This window comes from Acinetobacter courvalinii (assembly GCF_014635545.1).
GTDB classification, from domain to species: domain Bacteria; phylum Pseudomonadota; class Gammaproteobacteria; order Pseudomonadales; family Moraxellaceae; genus Acinetobacter; species Acinetobacter courvalinii.
The window spans coordinates 19,374-37,909 of record NZ_BMDA01000007.1; the positions used below are offsets into that span (position 1 = coordinate 19,374).

The 18,536-nt window shown below is 44.4% G+C and carries 19 protein-coding genes; 6 read left to right on the forward strand and 13 right to left on the reverse strand.

The genetic code is table 11. The features are described from left to right. The first annotated feature begins 4 nt into the window (after window positions 1-4). On the forward strand, window positions 5-250 hold the full coding sequence (locus IEV39_RS17055; protein ID WP_005283246.1) for an Ada metal-binding domain-containing protein: 246 nt from the start codon (window positions 5-7) through the stop codon (window positions 248-250). Beyond that, complete coding sequence (locus IEV39_RS17060) at window positions 237-845, forward strand: alpha-ketoglutarate-dependent dioxygenase AlkB family protein (RefSeq protein WP_005283249.1); 609 nt, start codon at window positions 237-239, stop codon at window positions 843-845. Before IEV39_RS17055 ends, IEV39_RS17060 begins: the two co-directional genes overlap by 14 nt. Window positions 846-957: 112 nt before the next feature. Here IEV39_RS17060 and secB read toward each other — a convergent pair whose 3' ends face one another. The 4 genes from secB to rsgA form a co-directional block, all read right to left on the reverse strand. After that, window positions 958-1,416 carry a protein-export chaperone SecB gene (secB, locus tag IEV39_RS17065; protein ID WP_004655889.1) on the reverse strand — a complete coding sequence of 153 codons (459 nt, stop codon included), beginning with the start codon at window positions 1,414-1,416 and terminating at the stop codon, window positions 958-960. A gap of 48 nt (window positions 1,417-1,464) precedes the next feature. Further along, entirely contained in the window at window positions 1,465-1,725 is a 261-nt protein-coding gene (gene grxC / locus IEV39_RS17070) for a glutaredoxin 3 (RefSeq protein ID WP_004774456.1), read from the reverse strand. An 11-nt stretch (window positions 1,726-1,736) separates the two neighbouring features. Next, window positions 1,737-2,153, reverse strand: a complete 417-nt coding sequence (locus IEV39_RS17075) for a rhodanese-like domain-containing protein (protein WP_004655885.1) — start codon at window positions 2,151-2,153, stop codon at window positions 1,737-1,739. A 95-nt stretch (window positions 2,154-2,248) separates the two neighbouring features. Then, window positions 2,249-3,307 carry a ribosome small subunit-dependent GTPase A gene (gene rsgA / locus IEV39_RS17080; RefSeq protein ID WP_005283253.1) on the reverse strand — a complete coding sequence of 353 codons (1,059 nt, stop codon included), beginning with the start codon at window positions 3,305-3,307 and terminating at the stop codon, window positions 2,249-2,251. Window positions 3,308-3,431: 124 nt separating this feature from the next. Between rsgA and orn the strand changes: the two genes are divergently transcribed. From orn to IEV39_RS17095, 3 genes are all read left to right on the forward strand, one after another. Beyond that, window positions 3,432-3,992 (forward strand): oligoribonuclease, encoded by a 561-nt coding sequence (gene orn / locus IEV39_RS17085; RefSeq protein WP_032876378.1) that lies wholly within the window; start codon window positions 3,432-3,434, stop codon window positions 3,990-3,992. A 126-nt stretch (window positions 3,993-4,118) separates the two neighbouring features. Then, window positions 4,119-4,853 (forward strand): Bax inhibitor-1/YccA family protein, encoded by a 735-nt coding sequence (locus IEV39_RS17090; protein ID WP_005228594.1) that lies wholly within the window; start codon window positions 4,119-4,121, stop codon window positions 4,851-4,853. Between the two features lie 143 nt (window positions 4,854-4,996). Further along, the gene (locus IEV39_RS17095; protein WP_005184938.1) at window positions 4,997-5,800 is read left to right on the forward strand and encodes an enoyl-ACP reductase FabI; all 804 of its coding nucleotides are present in this window, start codon (window positions 4,997-4,999) and stop codon (window positions 5,798-5,800) included. Between the two features lie 154 nt (window positions 5,801-5,954). Here the strand turns inward: IEV39_RS17095 and IEV39_RS17100 are convergent, their stop codons facing one another. Further along, window positions 5,955-6,824: a restriction endonuclease gene (locus IEV39_RS17100; RefSeq protein WP_005283259.1), complete on the reverse strand. Its 870-nt coding sequence runs from the start codon at window positions 6,822-6,824 to the stop codon at window positions 5,955-5,957. Between the two features lie 374 nt (window positions 6,825-7,198). On the opposite strand from IEV39_RS17100, the gene IEV39_RS17105 reads away from it, so the two are divergent. Continuing rightward, a complete protein-coding gene (locus IEV39_RS17105; protein WP_005283262.1) occupies window positions 7,199-7,615 on the forward strand; it encodes a hypothetical protein in 417 nt (138 codons plus the stop codon). A 24-nt stretch (window positions 7,616-7,639) separates the two neighbouring features. On the opposite strand, the gene IEV39_RS17110 is transcribed toward IEV39_RS17105, so the two are convergent. From IEV39_RS17110 to IEV39_RS17145, 8 genes are all read right to left on the reverse strand, one after another. Beyond that, window positions 7,640-9,040 (reverse strand): efflux transporter outer membrane subunit, encoded by a 1,401-nt coding sequence (locus IEV39_RS17110; RefSeq protein ID WP_005283265.1) that lies wholly within the window; start codon window positions 9,038-9,040, stop codon window positions 7,640-7,642. A 258-nt stretch (window positions 9,041-9,298) separates the two neighbouring features. Next, window positions 9,299-11,290 carry a MacB family efflux pump subunit gene (locus IEV39_RS17115; RefSeq protein WP_005283269.1) on the reverse strand — a complete coding sequence of 664 codons (1,992 nt, stop codon included), beginning with the start codon at window positions 11,288-11,290 and terminating at the stop codon, window positions 9,299-9,301. A gap of 1 nt (window position 11,291) precedes the next feature. Next, a complete protein-coding gene (locus IEV39_RS17120) occupies window positions 11,292-12,632 on the reverse strand; it encodes a MacA family efflux pump subunit (protein ID WP_005283272.1) in 1,341 nt (446 codons plus the stop codon). 108 nt (window positions 12,633-12,740) lie between these two features. Beyond that, on the reverse strand, window positions 12,741-13,571 hold the full coding sequence (locus IEV39_RS17125) for an SIR2 family NAD-dependent protein deacylase (RefSeq protein ID WP_005283275.1): 831 nt from the start codon (window positions 13,569-13,571) through the stop codon (window positions 12,741-12,743). A 42-nt stretch (window positions 13,572-13,613) separates the two neighbouring features. Continuing rightward, window positions 13,614-14,609: a DNA polymerase III subunit delta gene (holA, locus tag IEV39_RS17130; RefSeq protein ID WP_005228614.1), complete on the reverse strand. Its 996-nt coding sequence runs from the start codon at window positions 14,607-14,609 to the stop codon at window positions 13,614-13,616. Between the two features lie 9 nt (window positions 14,610-14,618). After that, entirely contained in the window at window positions 14,619-15,128 is a 510-nt protein-coding gene (locus IEV39_RS17135; RefSeq protein WP_005228615.1) for an LPS-assembly lipoprotein LptE, read from the reverse strand. A gap of 87 nt (window positions 15,129-15,215) precedes the next feature. Then, window positions 15,216-17,855, reverse strand: a complete 2,640-nt coding sequence (gene leuS, locus IEV39_RS17140; protein ID WP_005283280.1) for a leucine--tRNA ligase — start codon at window positions 17,853-17,855, stop codon at window positions 15,216-15,218. A gap of 142 nt (window positions 17,856-17,997) precedes the next feature. Then, window positions 17,998-18,336, reverse strand: a complete 339-nt coding sequence (locus IEV39_RS17145) for a DUF4124 domain-containing protein (RefSeq protein WP_005283283.1) — start codon at window positions 18,334-18,336, stop codon at window positions 17,998-18,000. Between the last annotated feature and the right edge of the window lie 200 nt (window positions 18,337-18,536).

Sequence of the window (18,536 nt, forward strand, 5' to 3'; positions counted from 1 at the left end):
TCTGATGTGGCGACATCTTGAATTAACACAGACCGTGTTACATCAGAAACTGAAACAGCAACAGATTGTATTTGCAGGCAATGCACAGCTTAAAATTTATGGCCGGTTGACCTGTGCCTCGGGGAAGCGCATGCTGAAAAACAATCGGGTATTTTTCTTGAATGAAGATGAAGCGATAGCACAAGGCTATCGTCCTTGTGGACATTGTATGCGGCAAGCCTATAAGAAGTGGAAAGATGCAACTATTTGATATTGAAGCTGATCCTGAACTGAATCATTTACCCTATGATGGCACGGTACAGTACTATGGCAAAGTGCTGCAGACCGCGCTGGCAGATCATTATTTTGAAATGCTGCTGCATCGCATTGTCTGGGAAAATGATCAGGCGCTGATCTTTGGAAAATTATTGACGACTAAACGCAAAGTGGCGTGGTATGGAGACCGGCGCTTTGAATATACCTATTCCAATATGAATAAATATGCCTTGCCGTGGACAGAGGAATTAGTTGAACTAAAACAACTGGTCGAAGAGTTAACTGGTGAGACCTTTAATTCCTGTTTGCTGAATCTTTATCATTGTGGTGAAGAAGGGATGGCTTGGCATAGTGATGCGGAAACGGATCTCAAAAAAGATGGTGCAATTGCGTCTTTGAGCTTTGGCGCAGAGCGGAAATTTGCTTTTAAACATAAACAGAGCAAAGAAAAAGTCGAGCTCTATTTAGAGCATGGCAGTTTATTGGTGATGAAAGATACCACCCAGAGTTATTGGTTGCACCGCTTGCCACCGACCAAAAAAGTCAGTACCGCACGGATTAATCTGACCTTTAGAACCATTGTGGCTTAAGCATAAAAAAAGGACTGAAAAATCAGTCCTTTTGCAGCTAATCCCTCCCAACCTCCCTTTTAAAAAGGAGGCGTTCCTCTTCTTTTATGAAGAGGAATATGGAGAGAATGACTTATGCTTGACCTTGCGCGTCTGCATCCGCTTGGAGGCGTTGCATGTTTGCTTCAAATTCAGCATCAAAGTTGATTGGTGTAAGAAGCAATTGCGGGAAGCTACCCTTTGTCACCAAATCATTGACCGCTTCGCGTAAGAACGGGAACAGGATATTCGGGCAGTACGCACCCAAGATGTATGGAAGACGGTCTTCTTCAACACCATCGACCAGGAAGATACCTGATTGAGTTACATCAACGATGAACGCAGTTTCATTTTCGTTGTTCGCTTGAACCACAACTTTTAAAGACACTTCATAGTGTGTTGGATCAATTTTTTCTGCAGCAGAAGATAAATTGATGTTGAGTTCTGGTTGCCATTGCTTGGTAAATACTTGTGCACCAGGAACTTCAAAAGAAATGTCTTTGGTATAAATACGTTCTAACGCGAGTTGTGGTTGAACTTGTTCTTCGCTCATTGTTTTTCCTTAAATCTCGGATGTGTTGTTAAGCTAATAGATATGCTGTTAAGCCAATAATTGGTCGAGTTTACCTTCACGCTCTAAAGCATAAAGTTGATCAAAACCACCGATAAACTGATCTTTAATAAAAATTTGTGGCACTGTACGGTGATTGGTACGTTGCATCAATTCAATACGAACTTCTGGTGCTTCATTGGAAAGATTAATTTCTTTAAAAGCAACACCTTTACGCTCAAGTAATTGTTTTGCACGGACACAGTACGGGCAAGAAAGGGTTGAATAGATGGTGACGTTTGGTGTTGTCATGTTATCTCTCCTTAAGCTTTGGTTTTGCTTTTAACTAAAGGTAAGCCTTGCGCTTTCCAGTTGCTAATCCCACCGTCTAGACGGTAGCTGTCAGCGTGACCTACTTTTTGTAGTGCTGAACCGGCAACTTGCCCTAAGTTACAAATGAAGACCAATGGACGATCACTTGCTTTTAATTCATCAACATGACTGGTGATCTGGCTATATGGAATGTTACGGCTACCGCTGATGTGACCATCGCGGAAATCTTTTCCATCACGTAAGTCGATCAAGATGGCATTTTTTGCCTTGACCAAGATACCGAGTGATTGTGGTGAAATTTTACGACCATTGCGTTGTCCTTCCAAAATAAAGAACAACACGATTAACACGCCGAGCGTACCAAACAAGAAGGGGTGATTCCCCATAAACTCTAACCAGCGTTCCACAAGTCACCTAAAATTAAAATACAAAATTGATCCTGAGTATAACTTATCTCTATGGTGATCAAAAATGTTAGTTCAAGGGGAAAAGCCCAACAAAATTAACTTTTTTGCTGAGCTTCCTGAATTTCATCCATTAAACGCAGATAACTGTCCAGGCGTCTTGGCAAAATTTCACCAGCCTCAACCGCTTGTTTCAGTGCGCAATTTTTCTCATGGGTATGGGTGCAATTCCGGAACTGGCAAAGTCCCAGATGCGTTTCAATCTCGGGAAAACCGGTACGCACCTTTTCTGGACTGAGATGCCATAGTCCAAACTCACGGATTCCCGGAGAATCAATGAGCGCACCGTTTGTTCCAAATTTGATCAAACGGGTCGAAGTGGTGGTGTGTTGACCGAGTGCCGAATTTTCTGAAATCACATTGGTTTTCTGTGCAGCATCAGGAACGATGGTATTGATCAATGAGCTTTTACCGACACCCGACTGCCCAACGAACGCAACAGTTTCATTGTCCAAACGTGCTGACAGTTCAGAGAGATCGCCTCGTGAATGGCAAATCAGGGTTTCATAGCCTAGGGCTTCATATTCACTGAGCAAGGTCAGAATCGGATCATGTTCAGTCAGCAAGTCTGATTTATTCAGCACCAACAACGCTGGAATATTGGCATCGGCACAGGCCACCAGATAGCGGTCGATCAAGGTCGGTGCGGGTTCAGGTAAAGGCGCAAACACGATGACGATCAGGCTGATATTGGCAGCAACCGGTTTGACCTTGTGATAACGGTCGGGGCGAGTCAGTAAAGATTGTCTTGGATAAATCGCGGTGATAATGCCCAAACCCGTAATTGGATCGGCTTGCCATTTCACCCGGTCACCTGTAACCAAAAGTTCTAGGTTGGTACGGGTGTGACAACGCCAGATGCTGTCCAGTTCAATCGGTTTCCAGAACGGTTCCGGCTCACCCTCGGCCACTTGCGGTTTTTCAGGATGCTGTTCAGGCACAGACAAGGCTTGTACTTCGAGTTGACGACCATAATGCTGAACAACCAGCCCATCTAAATCTTGTGACGTGTCAATGTCGTCCTGACGCGATTTATGCTGTTTCTCAATACGACGCTGCTGTTGTTCGGTTAAACGACGCTTACGAATTAAAGCCATTCATATCCCAAAAAATCCACACTTTGAAGACCGCAAAAATAGCATGAAGCCGCTATAGAATTACAGCCAAGATGTAATTAATTTGCTACTATTGATGTTTTTAAGCACTTTAGAATTGCCATCCATGAGCAGCACCCCTGATACACGATTAATTTGGATCGATCTGGAAATGACCGGTCTTGATACCGATAATGACAAGATCATTGAAATTGCAACAATTATTACAGATGATCATTTAAATATCTTGGCTGAAGGGCCTGTTTTAGCGGTACATCAATCTGATCTGATTCTAAATGCAATGGATGAGTGGAATACCAAGCAACATGGTCAGTCAGGCCTGATCGAGCGTGTGCGCCGTAGTAAACTGACAGCACAAGATGCGGAACAGCAAACACTCGAATTTTTGAAAAAATGGGTCAATCCAAAATCTTCCCCGATGTGCGGTAACTCAATTTGCCAAGACCGCCGTTTCCTGCATCGTTTGATGCCTGAACTGGAACAATTCTTCCATTATCGTAATCTGGACGTATCTTCGGTAAAAGAACTGGCGAAACGCTGGAGACCCGAGATTATGAGCGGTTTAAAGAAAAATGCGTCGCATTTGGCAATGGATGATATCCGTGATTCGATCGCAGAATTAAAATACTACCGCGAATACTTTTTTATCATGAATCACGATAAGTAATCGATGATTGCGTGATACATACAAGGAGCTTAGGCTCCTTTTTTAATGCGCTAAAAATATTTGGGCTTGATCAAAAAATCGCTTAAACTCGGGTTTTAATAGCAAACTATAAAAAAGAGAGCGTACATGCAAAGTACTAACCCCATTTTAACGCGGGTAGAAACCTATCAAGATTTGGCTACGCCAATGACCATTCAGGGTGCGATTCAAAAATCGGTCCTGTTAACAGTGATTGCTGCTGTTTTAGGGATGGGCTTATTTTTCTACTGTGCCATGACCGCAAATTTGTCGGTTGCCTATGCTGCAACGATTATTGGTGCAATTGGTGGTTTCATTCTGGCACTGGTGACCACATTTAAAAGTAATACCGCACCGGCTTTAGCGATTCCTTATGCCTTGTTTGAAGGGGCTTTTCTAGGTGGTGTATCGTTTATTTTCCAGTTGAAATATCCAGGTGTTCCGTTACAGGCCTTATTGGCAACCTTCGTCACCACTTTGGTGCTGTTTGCCTTATATAAATTTCAGATCATTCGTGCCACTGAAAAGTTTAAGGCGGTTGTGATTTCGGCATCGATTGCGATTGCCTTGGTATTTGTGGTGCAAATCATTTTGCGTTTGGCCTTTGGTTCGAGCATTCCTTATATCTTTGAAAGTAACTGGTTAGGTATTGGCTTTGCTGCTTTTGTTGCGGTGATTGCCTCTTTAAACCTGATTCTGGACTTTGACCTGATTGAAACCGCGGCTGCACAACGTGCACCCAAAGCATTTGAATGGATCTGTGCCATTGCCTTATTGGCGACGCTGGTGTGGATGTATTACTCATTCCTGCGTTTATTGAGTCTGCTTCGCGGTGATGATTAAGTTCTGATTGAAGTGAAAATACAAATCGTCTTCAAAATGAAGGCGATTTTTTTATGCAAGATTGTAAAAAAGATGGATTATGCAATTCCGCAAGCGCTGGAATCTTGGCATCATGTGGTGAAAATTTTTCGAGTGAGAATAAGATGTCACAAGGACTTTTAGCTGGTAAACGTTTTTTAATTGCCGGTATTGCAAGTAAATTATCGATTGCTTTCGGTATTGCTTCTGCGTTACATCGTGAAGGTGCTGAGCTTGCGTTTACTTATCCAAATGAAAAGCTGAAAAAACGTGTCGATGATTTTGCAGCACAGTTTGGTTCAACTTTGGTTTTCCCTTGTGATGTTGCTGTTGACGCAGAAATTGACAATGCCTTTGTCGAGTTGGCAAAACACTGGGATGGTTTAGATGGTGTGGTACATTCAATTGGTTTTGCGCCAGCGCATACGCTTGATGGTGACTTTACTGACGTAACCGACCGTGAAGGTTTTAAAATTGCCCATGACATTAGTGCCTATAGCTTTATCGCGATGGCGCGTGCGGCTAAACCATTATTACAAGCGCGCCAAGGTTGTTTATTGACTTTGACTTATCAGGGTTCTGAGCGTGTGATGCCGAACTATAACGTGATGGGTATGGCGAAAGCATCGTTAGAAGCAGGTGTTCGTTATTTAGCATCAAGCTTGGGTGTAGACGGTATTCGTGTGAATGCAATTTCTGCAGGTCCAATCCGTACTTTGGCCGCATCAGGTATCAAGTCTTTCCGTAAAATGTTAGATGCCAATGAAAAGATTGCGCCACTCAAACGTAATGTGACCATTGAAGAAGTGGGTAATGCCGCATTATTCCTTTGCTCGCCGTGGGCTTCAGGTATCACAGGTGAAATCATGTATGTTGATGGTGGCTTTAATACTGTTGGTATGAGCCAAAGCATGATGGATGATGAATAATTAGATTGTTCTAAATTATTTGATAAAGCCGCTTTTATAGCGGCTTTGTTTTAGGGGATAGTGAAACTCTAAAGTTATAACGATTAAGCTAAAGGGCGAGCTTTAGTTCATCCCAGCTAGCGGAGTGAGCGATTTGAGCGCGTTGTTATACCTATTAAGCAGGAGAATTGAGAGCTTTGTTTCGCTTAATTCGCTCGTGAATAAAGCTCGCAATTACGGAAGCTCCAATACCTAAAATAAAGCCAAAGAAGTAATCTAGAGGCTTAATCCACCATGGAGGACTTGAGGCTCCAATTGCAGCTCTAATTGCAGCTTGCTGATCATCTGTCAGTTGCTTTAGTTCTTGGGACTTTTCATACTCTCTCTTGATGGTCTCAGACTCGCGCTGGGTTTTTTGCATATCTGATTTTATTTCAGTTAGATGTTTTTCAAGACTCTTTATGCTCTCAAGGGCGTTCGCTACGTTTTCTATGCGGGTATCTAAATTTTTATCTTCGTCTAAAAAATAAGGAATTAGATTTGAAGTTGAAGCTATTAGAGCAAGGATGCTCGATATAATGCCGAAAGCAAGGTTCTTTATTTCTGATTTCTTTGAGTTTATTATCTCTGCGCGGGCTCTGGGGTTACTTGTTTTTGTTAGGGCTTCAAATGTTACGCCTTGGTATATCTTTATTAAGGTGTATCCTGAACTGAGAAGAAGTCTCTTTAAAAGCTCTTGTTCTTCTTCGTTTAGTTTTGCTGAAGTTATAAGTATAAAACCATCAAAACCAGATTTAATGCGCTCTGCAGTTTCGGCGATTCTATACAGGTCTTGCTTTGAGAGTTTTCTTCTGTGCTTGGCTTCAATTGCAATTTTGCAAGGTTTTTTTGCATCTTTCAGCGTGGCACTGAAGTCATAACCAGAGTCGATTTTTCCAGATGTAAGGTTTTCTAGCGAAGTTAGGTCTTTTTGCTCTTTAAGAAAGTTGAACGCTAATTCTTCAAATTTTTGTGCAGATATGTCGTAGATATCTATTTTAATCATATTTAATAGGCGCTGTATTGGTTCTTGATTTAGGTATAACTATAGTTACATTGTAAAGTTGCCGCATAACAAAAATGAAAATGCTATATAACCAATTTTGTACCTATCTAAGGTAATTCTAATTTAATAAGCATATAAAACAGAAATATTTACGTCAAGATAAATCAATGCGAAATATAGTTTTATAAAACTTTGATTTTCTAACCAATTCAGTAAATCTGAAAGATTGAAAATATATCAACAAGTATAATTAACCATTTGTCATCCCATCCTTTATATGCTAATTAATGCTGGTTTTTGTTTAATCGAAAATTCTAAAGAGAATAGAGAATGTCGATAAATATATTATTTTAGCTTTCGGGGTAGGTTAACGCGTGAAGAAAATAGCTGTTGTTTTGGGATTAGTCACTCTTCTTTCACTTCAAGGTTGTGCCGCCGTGATGGCAAGTAACCAGCCACATAAAAAGAATATGGCGGTTTTAGAAGTGGGGAAACATCGAAATTATGTGATTTCTGAATTGGGTGCACCCGTCACTTCAGAAACCGTAAATGGTGAACGTAAAGAGATTTATACCTTCCAGCAAGGCTACTCAAAAGCAGCTAGAATCAGCCGTACCCTATGGCACACGACTGCGGATATTGCCACCATTGGTCTATGGGAAGTGATTGGCTCTCCAACCGAGATGTATTTCAATGGTCAGAAACTTTCTTATGAAGTTGTTTTTGATGATCAGGACAAGATTAAACGTATTCACCAAATCCAGAATAATCCAGATCTGGTGAAAGAGTAAGCGCGCAAAACAATAGCGCTAGGGCTATTGTTTCGGTAGTTCTTTTACAGGGCTACCGCCAAGCGCTTGCATCAAGGTCACATAGGCATTGTATTGATTCTGCTTGGTTTCAACCAAGCTGAGCCGTGCATTGCGTGTAGTTTCCTGCGCATCTAGCAAGTTCTTTAAGGCAATTGCACCATTGCGATAACGCACTTCGGTCAAGCGTTCAGTTTTATCTGCCAGCTCGACATTACGTTGTTGTAACTGTACTTGCTGATTCAGTTGAGTGCGATTGGATAAGGCATTTTCCACATCGGCAAAGGCCTGATACAGCGTTTGACGATATTGAGTGATGGCCTTTTCATACTCAAGATCACTGATCGCAATATCTTTCTTCATATCGTTATATTGCAGGAAAGGCAGACTTAAGCTCGCACCCAAAGTTAAAGCAGGATTCTTTAACAGTTGGGTCAATGAGGTGCTGGTAGAACCGAGACTTCCGGTCAGATTAATCGACGGATAGTAGCTGGCTTTAGTCGCATCTTTGGTGGCTAAGGTTTTACGCAAACGTAATTCAGAGGCCTGCAAATCTGGACGGCGCGATAAAATATCCGCTGGTAAGCCTACCGCGATACTTGGCAAAGCATTGCGCGGTAATTGTGCAGGTTCCTTGATATTCAATTGTTGTACGGGCTCATGCAGTAAAACCGCAAGGGCAGTACGGGTTTCAACACGTTGCTGTTCAATCTGGCTCAGGCTGGCTTTCTGGCTTTGTACCGATTGCTCTGCCTGGGTCAGATCCAGACCAGACACTGCACCCGCCTTGTATTGCGACTGTACTAGAGAATAGGTTTTTTGGGTCGAAGCCAGATTCTGCTGAACAGTCTGATAACGTTCATTCAGATAGCCCAATTGCCAATACAGTTTCGCCGTGGTACCCACCAGACTTTGTGCAGTGGCTTGTAAATCTTGTTCAGTAGCTAAAGCTTCCCAGCGGCTGGCTTCGGTTTGGCTGGCCAGCTTGCCAAATAAATCAAGCTCATAGCTGACACCTGCGCTAGTGGTTAAACCACGATCAGAACCATCGCCTGAATTTAGGTTATAACTATGACCGGTGGAAACCGTTGAGCTGGTACGAAGGCCTTGTTTGTTTGCAGTCAAATCTGCCTGTAAGCGGGCCTGTTTTAAGGTGATGCCTGCCACGCTTAAATCACTGTTTCTGGCCAGAACCTGATCGACCAGTTGATTTAACTGGGCATCATTAAACAGGGTCCACCATTGATCGGTCAGATTCACCTGTTTATTTTTTTGTGCATCGTATTGGAACTGTTGTGGTACTTGTACGGCAGGGGCGTTGTAGGGTGTTTTGACGACTGCAGAACAGCCTGCTAATGATGTGCTGAGACAAAGTGCAAGTGCGATTTTATGTTGTTTGAATAACATTGATCGTCATTCCCTTAATAATTTGAAAGAGCATGATTATCGAGACAGTGTCTTATCGAGTTCTCATCCATTTTCAGTTTAAGCCTTCGGCTCGACCTACTTTTCGTTAGGGAAAAGTAGGCAAAACCATCGTCATCCGCAAAACCTGTTCTATTTTTTCATTCATCTAACTTCTCACAGAAACAATATCTTGTTGATACCACGCAGGTTGCGGATGACATTCCCGAGTATCTTGTTCCTGAGATCAATTTTTGCTGGTTATTCTCTCGCTAAAGCAGCAACTGGGTCGAGTTGTGCCGCATTTCGTGCTGGCAAGAAGCCAAATACAATACCAATCAGACTTGAGCAGACAAACGCTGCCACAATCGAGGTGGTTGAATAACTCATTTCAATCACACCTTTGGCAAAGTGACCAATAATCTGTCCAATTCCTAAAGACAGTAGTACACCCAGCACACCGCCCAATAAACACACCAGAATGGCCTCAATCAGGAATTGCTGCAAAATATCGCTTTGTCGCGCACCGACCGCCATACGTACCCCGATTTCCTGGGTCCGTTCGGTCACAGAAACCAGCATGATATTCATCACGCCAATTCCCCCAACCACGAGCGAAATCACGGCAATTGCAGAAATTAGCAAGGTCATGGTGGCTGTAGTTTGCTGGATGGTTTCACGAATACTGTCCGAGTTCTGGGTAAATACATCCTGTGCGCCGTGACGCTGTTCCAGCAAGGTCAGAATTGCATTTTCAGCAGCACTACTTGGATATTCGTCTTTAATACGCACGATGATGCTACGCACATTGGATTGACCCAACATACGGCTCATCACGGTTGAGTAGGGTAGATACACATTCAGGCTGTCAGAACTTCCCATAAAGCCTTGCTGTGCATCAATCACACCAATAATACGGCTGGGTACACTGCCCAATAACAGCACCTGACCGACAGGATTGGTACCATCAGCAAAGAAGGTCTTTTCCGTGTTGGTATCAATCACTACATCTTGGGCACGTTGGGTCACGCTGGCCTTATCAAAAGGCTGGCCGGATTTAAAGGTCATACCGCGGACATAGAAGAAATCCGAGCTGACCCCATTCACAGTCGCCGCAGCTTCAGTATCTTTATAACGCAGCGTCAGACTGGTATTGGCTGACGGGCTGACCCCATCCACATAAGGCTGTTCAGCCAAGGCTTCGGCATCGGCAGGTACCAGCGTTTTGGCTTGTGAGGTCCGCGAGTTATCACCAAAACCACGTCCTTGATAGACGGTGATGGTATTGGTCCCGAGACTGCTGATATTTTCCAGAATCTGCTTTTGTGAGCCGTTACCCAGCGCCACGACCGAGACCACTGAGGCAATCCCGATAATGATCCCGAGCATGGTCAGGAAGGTTCGCATCCGATGCGCATTCATGGCGAGTAAGGCCATACGGAATGCTTCACCGAGACGGTCAAAGAAAGAACGCCAGGCTGAGGTTTTTTTCTGTGGGGTCCGTTGCAGGGTCTGATGTTCTAAATCTTGATCGGCATGTTCAGGCACATTGGCACGGTCTGAAATAATATTACCGTCACTAATCTCGATGATACGGGTGGCATTTTTCGCCACATTCAGATCGTGTGTAACCAGAATAATGGTATGACCTTTGGCATTCAGCTCACGCAAAATGCGCATTACCTCAATACCACTGTTCTTATCCAGTGCGCCTGTCGGTTCATCGGCCAGAATCACATCACCGCCGTTCATTAAGGCACGGGCGATAGAGACACGTTGCTGTTGACCGCCTGAAAGCTGGCTTGGTCGATGATGTAAGCGTTCTTCAAGTCCTAGCTCAGACAACAATTCAGCAGAGCGTTGCTGCCGCAGATGACTGTCGACGCCTGCATAAATGGCAGGGACTTCAACGTTACCTGAGGCACTTAAATCGCCAAGTAAATGATAGCGCTGGAAAATAAAACCAAAATATTCACGGCGTAATTGGGCCAGTTCATCAGGCTCTAGCTGGCGCGTTTCACGACCATTGACCTGATAGCTGCCTGCGGTAGGTTTATCCAGACAGCCCAGGATATTCATCAGGGTCGACTTACCAGAACCGGACTGTCCGACAATTGCAACCAGTTCACCTGCATAAATCTTGAGGTCGATTCCTTTTAGAATCTGCACAGTACCTTCACCCGCCGGAAACTCACGGGTGAGGTTGCTGACCTCAAGCAGGGGCTGTGATGAATGTGTTTGATGTTGCGTCATATTACATTCTCATTGCACGTTGGTTGCTACGTTTTGCCGCTTCATTTGAGCTGTCAGAGGCATCGGCAATCACTACCTGATCGCCTTGTTTCAAGCCTTTCAGTACTTGTGCAGTGACACGGTTGTTTAAACCGATCAACACCGGTTGTGGTTGAGCTGTACCATCGGCCTGTAACACACGAACCATACCGGTAGAGGCTTTACCTTGTGCAACGAGTACTTTTTCTTCTTCACTCAGCTCTAAGCGTTTTGGACGTTGCGTTTTGTCAGCATCGGTTTTTTTGGCCTGACCTGATGATCGATTGCCTTGACCGCCCTTGGCACTACGATTACCACGTTGAGTCTGGATCGCGGCGGCTGGAATGGTTAAGGCATTTTTGGCATCAGCAAGCACGATGTAAACCTGAGCCGTCATATCAATACGAAGTTTGCCATCTTCATTCGGTACATCAAATAATGCGTTGTAATACACCGCTGCATTCGAAGTTGATGAACTGTTACTGCTGGTGGTTTCGGTATTGATCGAGTTTGGTGCTGGTTCAACCTGACGCAATTTCGCGTAATGTTTCTTGTCGCTGTTACCTAAAGTGGTGAAATAAACGGTTTGGCCTTTTTCCACCTTCATGACATCGGCCTCAGAAATCTGTGCCTTAATGGTCATGGTGTCGAGCTTTGCCAGTTTCACAATGGTTGGTGCCGTTTGATTGGCGTTTACGGTCTGACCTTCTTCAGTCACGATCGCCACAATGGTCCCGTCCATCGGTGCCACAATACGGGTATAGCCTAAATCTTCTTTGGCGGTTGCGAGGGTTAAGCGAGACTGTTCAATCTGTGCATTGATCGATGCAATTTGAGCTTGAGCCGTTTTAAAGTTTGCCAAAGCCGCTTCCAGTTCAGCACGAGAGGTTGCGTCTTGACTGTACATGGCCTGTTGACGCTTATATTCGGCTTCGACTTTGGCCAGATTGGCCTGTTGTACCGCCAATTGCGCCTGTTGGTTTTTGATGTTGGCTTCGGCGGTTTTCTTTTCGTTTTCCTGACGGATTGAATCAATTTGAGCAATCAGCTGACCTTGTTTAACCTGGTCACCCAACTGGACATACATCTTTTTCACCTGACCTGATACCTGTGCACCCACGCTCACCATCTTGGTGGCTTCGAGTACACCAGTCGCCAATACCGAGTCTTCAATATCTCCGCGAGAAACTTCGGCACTGATATATTGCGGTGCTTGAGCTTTAGGCTTAAAGAACATCCATCCGAGTGCAGCGATGATCAGCACAGCGAGTGCAATCAGGATGAGTTTACGAGGCTGGATTTTTTTAGTGGTTGTTTTTGGCATGGCAACAGGTCAAAAGTAAGAAACTGCAGCTAGTATAAAAGTGAAATAAGGATAAAGCGTGAATATTTTTAATCTGGAATGAGAATTATTTTCTTTTTTTCTGCTGAGTTATTCTATAAAAATCTGATAAATACTGTGTACACCTGCTTCAGCATTGATGGGCAGGGCAACACCACCTGTTGAGGGTAAGGCAAATTCTCTGGGATTAATTCGAATCAGGTGGGGAGCAAAACGCTCGCTAAAATAACGCACGGTTGTTATCGCCGTACCTGCGCCCAATTCGATCACAACAGGTTGATGATGATCTTCTAAAAAAGTCGTGAGACGATGCATCTGTTGTTTTTGACGCTGGCTGAGCCACGTATAATCATCAAACATCAGGATATTTGGGCGAGCAAGATGGCCGCAGTGCGGGCAGCGTGGCAGTTGTCCCTGCCATTGGCAATGCTGATGATCAATTGCTGGAGTTAATTCATCTGCTGGCCAGATATCGGATACACAGGCTGTAAGGCATTGCAGATGGTGAATAGAACCATGACATTCATAAATGTATTGTGGATCAAAACCTGCTTTTTGAAATTGTCCATCTACATTGGAAGTAAATACAAAATAGGGCAGTTGCAACTGTTCAGCCAATTGTCTAAGGAGATGAAAGCCTTGATGGGGGCGGGTTTGCCGATACAGAGCCAGGCGATGTCCATAAAATCCCCAAGCCAGACGGGGCTGCCGTTGAAACGCGGCTGGATTGGCAATTTCGGTAAAATCGAGACGCTGCTTACCGAGTTCAGGATAAGCTTGCCACATGCCCTGATTACCGCGAAAGTCGGGCAGACCAGAATCGACACCCATGCCTGCACCTGCACTAATGATCAAGCTATCCGCCCGTTTAAACAGGTTTTTTATATGCTCAGTTTGCTCTGGATCGAGTTGAAAAGACATGTGAATGCCTGTTGTTATGATGATGAGACAGGTTGGCTGATGTTAAGCGGGTTGGGCAAATAGCGTTGTTCCACACAGTTCACTCAAGGCCTGTAGCATCAGGTGTTCGGCATTCTCTTTTGACATGCCTTTAATCGATGCGTCAATCCGTAATAATAAATCAGGCCAGTTTAAAAACTGTCTTGGATTCAGACGACGTAAAGCCTGTTGATATTGCGATACCTTGGTTTTCCAGATGCCGAGCTGAATCGCATTGTGTGGTTGCTCGAACAGCTGCATCAATAAGCGCATTTCCTTGCTTAGTGTCCACAAAATCAGGCTGTCAGGTTCGCCCGCAGCAATCAGGTACTGATAAATCTTCACGGATTGAGCCAGATTGCCTGCAAGTAGCGCATCACTTAAATCATAAGTGGTATAGCGCGATTGATCCTGCAAGCAGGCATACAACTGTTCAATCTGGATCTGTTGAATGTCGGGGAACGTATCCGCAACCCGCATCAAGCTATTTTTTGCAGCCAGCAAGTTATGCTCATGATGCTGCATCAGCCATTGCCAGGCATCATTATTGAGTTGGATATTGAGCTTTTCTGCTTCGATGGCGAGGATACGCTGCCGGTCTTGCGGATAGGTTGCGGTCAGTGGCACAACCACACCATTGGCTTCAACCACCTGAAAAAAGGCTGACTTTAAACTGCTACTGTCCTGTTTGGGCAGAACGATCAACAACAGGTTGTGTTCATTATGTTGAATATAGCTTTTAAGCTGTTTTAAGCCATTGGCATCCGGTTTGATATTGCCATGCACTTCAATCGCCAGTTGTTGAGAAAACAGGGACAGGCTATTCAGTGCATTAAAGACATTTTTCCAGTCATTGACACTACTGATGTCGTAACGCTGGCGTTCAACTTCTTGTTGTTGCCAGCTTTTACGAAATGCATCCAGCAGGTTTTGTTCAAGCAGCGGTTCTTGTCCGTGCATGATCCATGCACCGCGAGCTTCATTGACACGTTTTAAGGCTTGAACATAATCCAGTTTCATAAGGCGTGATTATGGCTGGGCTTTAGGTAAACGGTTGGCCGCAATTTGACGTGTGATCTGCTGTGCTACATCATCGATCACAATACGGTTCAGATACGCTTCTTGCTGGTTATCGGTGTTTACCGTTGCCACATCGTACTGGTAAGTACGAGAAGCGGTGAGTGTACGCGGTTCGGTAATTTTACGACCTTGACGATCTTCGATCTGGAAGGTCACAGTCAAACGCAGTAATACTTCGGTGAGTTTACCGTTGAGGAGCTGACGGCGAGGAGTGTAATCCAGAATGCGCAGTACATAGGCATCATTGGCATTGCTGAGTTGTACGCCAGTTGCACTGAGGTAAATACTGAGTCGGTTTTCAAGTTCACCGGTATTGGCAGGCAAGGCTAAAGACAGCTTGTTATAGACCAGCGGCGCTGCTGTTGGGTTACTTCCTTTTAAATGAAAGCCACAGCCGACTAAGCCTGCACTTAGGCCTAAAGTGAGAACGATAGCAGCTGCACGTTGCGCTAAGTGCATATTGATTCCTCTATTTATTCATCTTCCCTCAGCCCTCTTTTCAATTGAGGGAACCTCTCTTTTTACAAAGAGAGGTTAAAAGGGCGTTTAAACCACTAAATTAACGAGTTTATTTGGTACCACAATTTCTTTCTTGGTCGGACCGGTCAAGAATTGTTGCACTTCTGGTAAAGCTTTTGCCAGCGCCAATAAGTCATCTTTAGACATATCAACTGCGACGTCTAACTTACCACGAAGTTTACCATTCACTTGTACAACAATCGTTTGTGTATTACGGGTTAATGCCGACTCATCCACTTGCGGGAATTCAACCGTAGTCAGTTCCAGACCAAACTGGGTCAATAAGGTTTGACTTAAGTGTGGTGCAAACGGTGCAAGCAAGGTGAGGAGCGTGGTAATCGCTTCACGTGCGACAGCGGCATCATTATCATCTTTCGCTTCAAACTTGTTGCTGGCATTGAGTAATTCCATCAAGGCCGCAATTGCGGTATTGAAGGCATGACGACGTTCGATGTCATCACCCACTTTCTGGATGGTTTCATGGGTTTTACGACGTAAATCCTGTGCATCTTTAGAAAGGTTTGCAGTATCAATTGCAGTCGCCTGATTGCCTTTTTCAAGGAAACCCGCTGCTAAACGCCAGACACGTTTCAAGAAACGGTTTGCACCTTCTACACCTGCATCTGACCATTCCAATGATTGATCTGGTGGTGCTGCGAACATCATGAACACACGTGCAGTATCTGCGCCGTATTGATCAATAATCGCTTGTGGATCAATACCATTGTTTTTCGACTTGGACATTTTTTCTTGTCCGCCGATGACAACTTCCTGACCGTCACCTGAATATTTTGCAGACAAGATACGACCTTTCTCATCGCGTTCTAATTCGATATCGGCAGGGTTAAACCAGGTTTTCTTGCCATTCTCCGCTTCACGGTAGAAGGTATCTGCCAGCACCATGCCTTGAGTGAGCAAGTTGGTAAATGGTTCGTTGCCTTGTACCACACCTTCATCACGCATCAATTTATGGAAGAAACGTGCATACAGTAAGTGCAGAATGGCGTGCTCTACACCACCGATATATTGGTTCACAGGCAGCCAGTTTTGGGCAGCTTCAGGTTTTACCATACCGCCGGTAAAGTCTGGTGATGCATAGCGAGCGTAGTACCAAGATGATTCTACGAAAGTATCCAGGGTATCTGTCTCGCGACGTGCATCGCCGCCACAGCTTGGACATTTGGTTTCATAGAATTCAGGCATTTTATTCAATGGGTTACCAGAACCATCTGGAACAACATCAGTTGGTAATACCACTGGTAATTGATCTTCTGGAACAGGTACCTGACCACAACTGTTACAGTTGATCATCGGGATCGGACAACCCCAGTAACGTTGACGAGAAACACCCCAGTCACGTAGACGGAATTGAACCTTTGAATTGGCTAATGCTTGTGGTTCTAATTTTGCAAGGAAGGCATCGAAAGCCGCCTGGAATGCTAAACCGTCAAACTCGCCAGAATTAACCAGTTTGCCTTCTTTCGAGCCATACCATTCTTGCCATTCAGTTGCAGAGTAATCTGCGTCGTCAGCATCTTTGGCATCAATCACTTGCTTGATTGGCAAGTTGAATTTATTGGCAAATTCAAAGTCACGTTCGTCATGTGCAGGCACCGCCATGACTGCGCCAGAACCATAAGACATTAAAACGTAGTTTGCGATCCAGACTGGAAGCTGTTCACCGGTTACAGGATGTTTTACAAACAAACCTGTGGCCATGCCTTTCTTTTCAGCAGTGGCTAAATCCGCTTCTGCGACTGAACCCATGCGGCATTCTTCAATAAATGCAGCCAATTCAGGGTTGCCTGCTTCTGATTGGAGGGCAGCAGCTTTCAGCGCAAGTGGGTGTTCTGCTGCAACCGCAACATAGGTCACACCCATAAGTGTGTCAGCACGCGTGGTGTAAACCGTTAAGCCGTCAGCATAGATTTCAGTATTGGCAGACGGGAAGGTGATTTCCATACCTGTCGAACGGCCAATCCAGTTACGTTGCATGGTCAAGACCTGTTGTGGCCAGCCGTCTTGCAAGGTATCGAGATCGTCTAATAATTCTTGTGCATAGTCGGTAATGCGGAAGTAGTACATTGGAATATCGCGTTTTTCTACCAATGCACCTGAACGCCAGCCACGACCATTTTCAACTTGCTCATTGGCAAGAACAGTCTGGTCGACCGGATCCCAGTTCACAGTTGAAAGCTTACGATAGATCAAGCCTTTTTTATAAAGCTGTACGAATAACCATTGTTCCCAGTGATAATACTCTGGGGTACAGGTTGCAAATTCGCGATCCCAATCGACAGACAAGCCCAATTTTTTCAATTGGTCACGCATATAAGCGATGTTTTCAAAGGTCCATTTGGCCGGCGCAACCTGATGTGCAATCGCTGCATTTTCAGCAGGCAAACCGAATGCATCCCAACCCATTGGCTGCAGGACAGTCTCGCCTTTTAAACGATAAAAACGGCTGATCACGTCACCAATGGTGTAGTTACGCACATGCCCCATGTGCAGCTTGCCACTTGGGTAAGGGAACATCGACAGGATATAGCGATGCTTGCCCTCTACAGTGTCTGCAACTTTAAAAACTTTGCGATTGTCCCAGTCTTGTTGAACTTGGGGCTCAATGGCACTTGCTTGATATTCGGAGTCAATGTGAGAAGTCGTCATAGGGATATGCGATACAACAAAAAAGTAAAGTTAAGATTGCTGCACAGCATAGCGCAAAATTGCAGGAAATGTCAGTTTTTAGATCGGGATTTTATCTGCAAGCGTCGCCAGCTTCAGGCCAGCTTGCAGATCGCCACGCCGTTTAATAGGCAGATTGCGGGGCGTTTGCTGGTGGCGTTTGTGGTTTGGCGCTATTGGCGGGTACTTCGGGTTCAACTTGAGGTACTTGGGGTGCAGTATTCGGGCTAGTCGTTGCATTATCCTGCTGAGATGGATTCTGTTTCACCGAATGACTGCTGCCATAAGTCGAAACTTTATCCAGTCGTTTGGCACCTTTCGGTGGTGGCGTGGTGGTGTAATGGGTCGAGCCCTTGGCATCCATCCATTTATAATATTGCTGGGCCTGATTGTGGCTGGAGCACAGTAGTAGGGTTGTTATTGCCAGTGTGTATAAGCTTGATTTTAAATAAGATGATGTCATATTTGATCTCCCCAAGAGAATGCTGTTTATATTCGATCAAAATGCTGGATTGAGCTGTTTACAATGCCTATTTTTCCTTAAAAAGAAAACAGTTTTTTGACAAAAGGCACTTTAAAAAGACCAAATTATTCTGTGAAATGTGTTTAAAAAAACAACAGCTAAAAAATATTCGTTAAAAACCTTTTCTTTGTTCTTGACTT